The 5,106-nt window shown below is 44.8% G+C and carries 4 protein-coding genes; 2 read left to right on the forward strand and 2 right to left on the reverse strand.

Annotated features, from left to right (window positions below; translation table 11 throughout):
* On the forward strand, window positions 1-229 hold a 229-nt coding region (locus AB7U36_RS18045), incomplete at its 5' end, for a SapC family protein (RefSeq protein ID WP_428161061.1).
* 25 nt (window positions 230-254) lie between these two features.
* Window positions 255-1,520 (forward strand): glycosyltransferase, encoded by a 1,266-nt coding sequence (locus tag AB7U36_RS18050; protein WP_428161062.1) that lies wholly within the window; start codon window positions 255-257, stop codon window positions 1,518-1,520.
* Window positions 1,521-1,530: 10 nt separating this feature from the next.
* On the opposite strand, the gene AB7U36_RS18055 is transcribed toward AB7U36_RS18050, so the two are convergent.
* Both AB7U36_RS18055 and AB7U36_RS18060 read right to left on the reverse strand, forming a co-directional pair.
* Window positions 1,531-3,117: a M10 family metallopeptidase C-terminal domain-containing protein gene (locus tag AB7U36_RS18055; RefSeq protein ID WP_428161063.1), complete on the reverse strand. Its 1,587-nt coding sequence runs from the start codon at window positions 3,115-3,117 to the stop codon at window positions 1,531-1,533.
* 710 nt (window positions 3,118-3,827) lie between these two features.
* Window positions 3,828-4,820: an Rpn family recombination-promoting nuclease/putative transposase gene (locus tag AB7U36_RS18060; protein ID WP_428161064.1), complete on the reverse strand. Its 993-nt coding sequence runs from the start codon at window positions 4,818-4,820 to the stop codon at window positions 3,828-3,830.
* Window positions 4,821-5,106: the final 286 nt, after the last annotated feature.

Here is a 5,106-nt window from a genome sequence, read left to right on the forward strand (position 1 = left end):
TAAATCGCTTGATAAACAGGGACTGATTGTTGACCGGGCTTATAAGTATCGTGTCAATCAGGCGGAAAAAAGCATTCAAGGGTTTAAAGGTATTGATATGAAAAAATTGCATGCAATGGATGATAAGCCACTTGCGGAATATGTGAAAAACGGTACCATGAAAATGGTCTATGAAGTGAATGATTCATTGTCGAACTTTTCAAAATTCATTGCCCCGGTACAAAAATAAGGAAGGCAAAAAAAAAGAAAGCTCCATGAAACCCAATATTTTATTTGTTCATGCAGTTTGCCCTGCCCAGTTCAGTGATTTGTGTGAGTATTTGAACACCACGGGAACCGCAAACGCCTATTATATGACAACCCCCGGCAATATAGAACGCAACAAGCATCGGTATAGAAATCTTATACCGCTAATGCCGGTAGGGAATATGATGGCTCCCAACAGTTGTTATTATTCCGGTAAAGTAGAACGGGCAGGGAAAGTTGGTGCGGGGTTATTTCGGGGACTAAAAAAAATAATCAAATTTCTTAGGATAGACATAATCGTTGCCCATGGCTCCTGGGCATCGCCGCATCTGATTTTTGACGAATTTGACATTCCCATCATTACTTACATTGAGTTTCCATCCTACGCCGACCACGGCTGGGACGCAAAATATCCACCCACGGAGGCACAACGGCTGACTGACAAAAACATGCAGATGCTCTCCTATTATCAGGTGATGAAAAGCCAACAAACCATCGTGCCCAGTGAACATGCGAAAAAAATGTTTCCCAGAAAACTTCAATCCAGTATAGTGGTCCAGTTTGAAGGATTTGATCTCAATAAAATTGCCCAGCGGGAACCGGCCAATATCCAACTGCCGAAAGGCGTGAAAACAATCGGTTTTGCAGCCAGGGATCTCAGTTCGGCTAAAGGGTTGGAAGTCTTCATTAAAACGGCCGAACACCTGAGTAGATCCAATCAAAAGATTCACTTTGTAGTTATTGGTGATCCAAAGTCAACAACATATGGCTATGAAGGGGTCTTCCTCGAAAAAAAATATGGAAAAGGGAATCCAATCACCTTTATTGACCACTTATTTAAAACCCATAAATTGAACGGAAAACACTTCACCCTGACCGGTAAATTGCCTTACCCGGAATATTCTGATCTCCTCCACAAAATTGACCTGTTTTTATATCCGGTACAATACGGCAGCGGCAACTGGGGGCTTTTGGAACTTTTGATCAGAGGCTGTACGGTAATTGCTTCAAACCGATGCTACGTCAATGAAATTATAGATCATAATGTCAACGGAATTTTGATCAACAGTAATGATCCCCAGGAATGGGCCAATTCAGCTTTGGCGCTCCTTGGGGATGATTCCCAAAGGAGCGCGTTGGGGAACAAAGCCCTTGAAATGGCTTCTGACTATTATTTACCTGCTGTTTCAAAACATTATATGAAAATATTTACCGAAACGATACAACGTCATAAAAAACTACGCCACCATAGTGTAAAGGACTCGGAAGGTTAGCCCTGCCCGTTCACACTATTGTGTATAGCCGATCTGCAAACTGAATCCCCGCAATCCCTTGCATCTGAACGGAAAAGTCATCTCCAACCAGGAGCACAAAATCCTCGAAAAACCCCAATTCCACCTGATCCATGATGTATTGTTCCAGCACCACCAGATCATATCCGCCGCCGCCCACAACCGTATCAAAACCGCCCGCCCCCAGATAGAAGAGGTCATCGGCTGTACTGCCCGTCAGAGAATTGTCCTGGGCATTGTCAGTAATTCGGTTACCCGCAGGGCCACCGATCACATTTTCGATGATAGTTCCCCAGGCAATTCCCAGGGCGTTTTCTCCTGTGTAAATATTGGCGCTTTGGCCGGTGAATACATCTGCCACCCAGTCGTCGTAATAGCAGGTGCCCAACTGGCTTTGGTACACGGCCTGCTGGTCGGCAATCTGAGTATCAATATCCCTAAAATTGATATCACTGTGGGTGCCGGGAGTCAGATCTATCACGTTATAGTATCCAGTACCGCTGAAATCCAGAACATCATCCCCGCCTGCATCCCAGATGCTGGTATAAAAAGGCGCATATCCAAAAGTATATGTCGTATCGGATGGCCGGGAATTCGTGTCAGGGCCGTAAACCGCCTGGAGCGCCGCGATATCATAAAGCATAAATTGATCCGGTGTCACCATGCGATATGAAACACTCACCTCGCTGCCTGATCCGGTCAGGGTTCCTGAAAATTGCGGCACCCACGGTCGAAAATCTGTATAAGACATCACTGTGTTGGCGCTGTGGTCTTCACCGGCAGGCAATATGGATGCTCCTTCGAACGGATGGGCCAATCCCAGCGCATGACCCAGCTCATGGACAATAGTGCTTCGGCCGGCGCCGTAAGGTTCTATATTTCCGCTTTCTGTGTCCGTACCGATATGAAGGCCCAGAAAGATATCGCCGCCCACACGGGAACCCGGAAAATAGGCATAAGCAGCGGTACCTGCATCGGTTTCCACCATATTGAACCGTATCTGGCCACTGATGGAAACTTTTTCAATATCAGGCAGAATAATCCAGTCGGTGGTGGACATCACCTCATCTGCGACATTCCGCACAATGGACGTCAGCGGCTGCCAACCTGCTGTGTCGTCGGTATCGATATACTCCGGCGGTAAGATTTCGTTGAAGTTGTAGGTAATGGGATCAGAGGAATCCTGGAAATTCAGCCAGCTGTCGCCTTCATACAAAGCCGCTATGATATAATTATCAAGGGATAGCAGATTATCATAGTCTATGTCGGGAATTGTGATACTTTTGCCCAGGGCTGCTGTCATTAGATCGGCATCGTCATTGTTGGTATCATGAGATGTTGCTTCAATGAGCGCTGCATTTGTTTCAACAGTACTGCTTAATTCGCCGATCGTCGTGACATCATTTATCGCGGTACTGAAACCGCTCATGGCGATGGCGGCAGCCAGTTTACTGTAAGTTCCATTATCAATCATCTGCTGCAGTTTCACAGACAAAGTATTGAAGATAAGGACGTTAATCTCCACGCCAGTCGTTTCAATGATGGAATTTAAAAGATTTTCTCCTGTCAGGGTCACCATCTATGTTTCTCCTTAATATTTGCGTTATAGGATTGACAATTGCTATCATTGAAAATGGTTTGCTGTCGGCTGTTCCCGTGCGGGTGAGAAGAAGAACATGATGATGATAATTTAAAGTTACAACATAGTTTAATATAGTTAACCCGTATCGGCGCTTGGCTTCAAAAAGCCATTGAATCCATCTATGACGGTCTTTTGAAAATTTCAGCAAAAATTCGCGTTTATGGCATTGATGGGTGATATGCCAAGTATGACCTGGGATATAATGTCGTTTACTTCTGGCCAAAGCGTACCCTTTTCAATCAGTGTTGTTGACTCTAAAAAATCGATTATAGCCTTGATATGGAGGGGATATTAAATCAAATTTAAATTTATTTCAAGTGGTTAGCATAGCCCAACCCCGAATCTGGCAAATCAAGGGTAACAATCAAGGGGTTACCCCATCAACAGTATAGAATCCCAACTTACGCAAAGTGGAAAAGGGCGCAAGCCTTACAATGAAGAACATCGGAAAGCCGTGTACGGGAGAACCGTATGCACGGTTTGATGAGGGAGCACTGAGGATGCAAGGCCTTTGGAACACCTATTAGCCGCGTGCGGGAAGACGTCTCGAATATAAAAAGGGCTGAAGAAACCGGCCGAATCAGTGCTCTACTCTACCCGAATTCGCCCTGCCAATCTCCTGGTGTCCCTGGAATTCACATCTCCCCTTATAAAATTTCAGAAACATCCTTTGCCGTTTTAATGGCTTCCTTAATTTTTATGAGGGTATCAAGATCCTTGATTTTTTTTACCTCTGCCATTACTTGGTCAACCTGATCCGGGAATTTAAGGATCATCCCCAGTTCAATGGCATCCGTCAACCCTTCAAGTTTGCCTTCAAGCTTACCCCTGATTTCCCCTTCTTTACGAAGTCTTTCGGCAAGTGTCATGATATACGCTCCTTCCTTTGCGGAAAGCGCCTGCTCGGCAACTTCCCTGATTGCTTCAGCGGATATGTCATCCATTGTATTAAACAAATACCGAAGCACTGTTTCAAGATATTGAAGCCCGGTCTCCTTTTCCATCAAGCTCTTCATGAGCGACAATATGGTCGGCAATTTTTTCTGCAAATCCGGGTCAAACACATGCTTGAAAAGCAACAGCACCACCCTTGCCATGACCGTTCCTTTTATATCTTTATCTGTGAAACGGGTCAGATCATGGAGGTGAAAGCCAAAATCAGGGATATAGCCTGACAGCTCATCCACAGGACCTGACAAAAGCGAAGATAACCGGACTTTATCTTCAGGCCAGGACCTCTTTCCATGGCAGATCAAAAGCGGGATCACAATGGGCAGAGCTTCTTTTTTCTTCTGCTGCTTTATAAAAAGGCGCCATATCTTCACCATGTATTCCAGGATCTGGAGATGCACATGCTTATCATAATAGCTCTTGTGCTCAAACAGCACATGGACAAAACCGGGCTTTCCCGACAACATCACCTTGTAAAGCATATCTGAATAGTAATCCGACAGCTCCTTTTCCACAAAGCTGTCCTTGCTGATTTCAAGGGTGTCAAGATCCATCAGGCGCAATACATGGTGCGGCAGGTAGTGATGCAGAAAACTCCTGGCATTTTCAAGGTTGCTCCATGTCTCCCGGAAGAGCTTGTCATGGGGATTGCTCACATCGTTCATGCTGGTAGTGTTTTCATTGTTCATGGAACAAATTTTAGACAGTTTACTATGGAGAGTCAAGGTGTAATAATTGTTACTCTAACCCCATTCTCCTGATTTTTTTTTCACGGGGAGGTGTTTTTTTCTTTTGACCCGGCCTTTAATGGGTGAGCCTTTATGTATGGTGTCCCTGGAATTCATACTGGAATTCATAACTTCAACCCCTATATCTGCTCCCACTGTTAGCGGCGACGAATAATTCTTACTCTGACCTCAATCTCAGTTGTTGCCAAAAATCAAAAAGAAATGTATAAAATTTGGGTAGATATCA

It is taken from the genome of Desulfobacter sp., from assembly GCF_050177295.1.

Excerpts from the sequence above, each read along its gene's own strand:
- AB7U36_RS18050 (WP_428161062.1), top strand. The coding sequence starts at position 255 with ATGAAACCCAATATTTTATTTGTTCATGCAGTTTGCCCTGCCCAGTTC.
- AB7U36_RS18055 (WP_428161063.1), bottom strand. The coding sequence starts at position 3,117 with ATGGTGACCCTGACAGGAGAAAATCTTTTAAATTCCATCATTGAAACG.
- AB7U36_RS18060 (WP_428161064.1), bottom strand. The coding sequence starts at position 4,820 with ATGAACAATGAAAACACTACCAGCATGAACGATGTGAGCAATCCCCAT.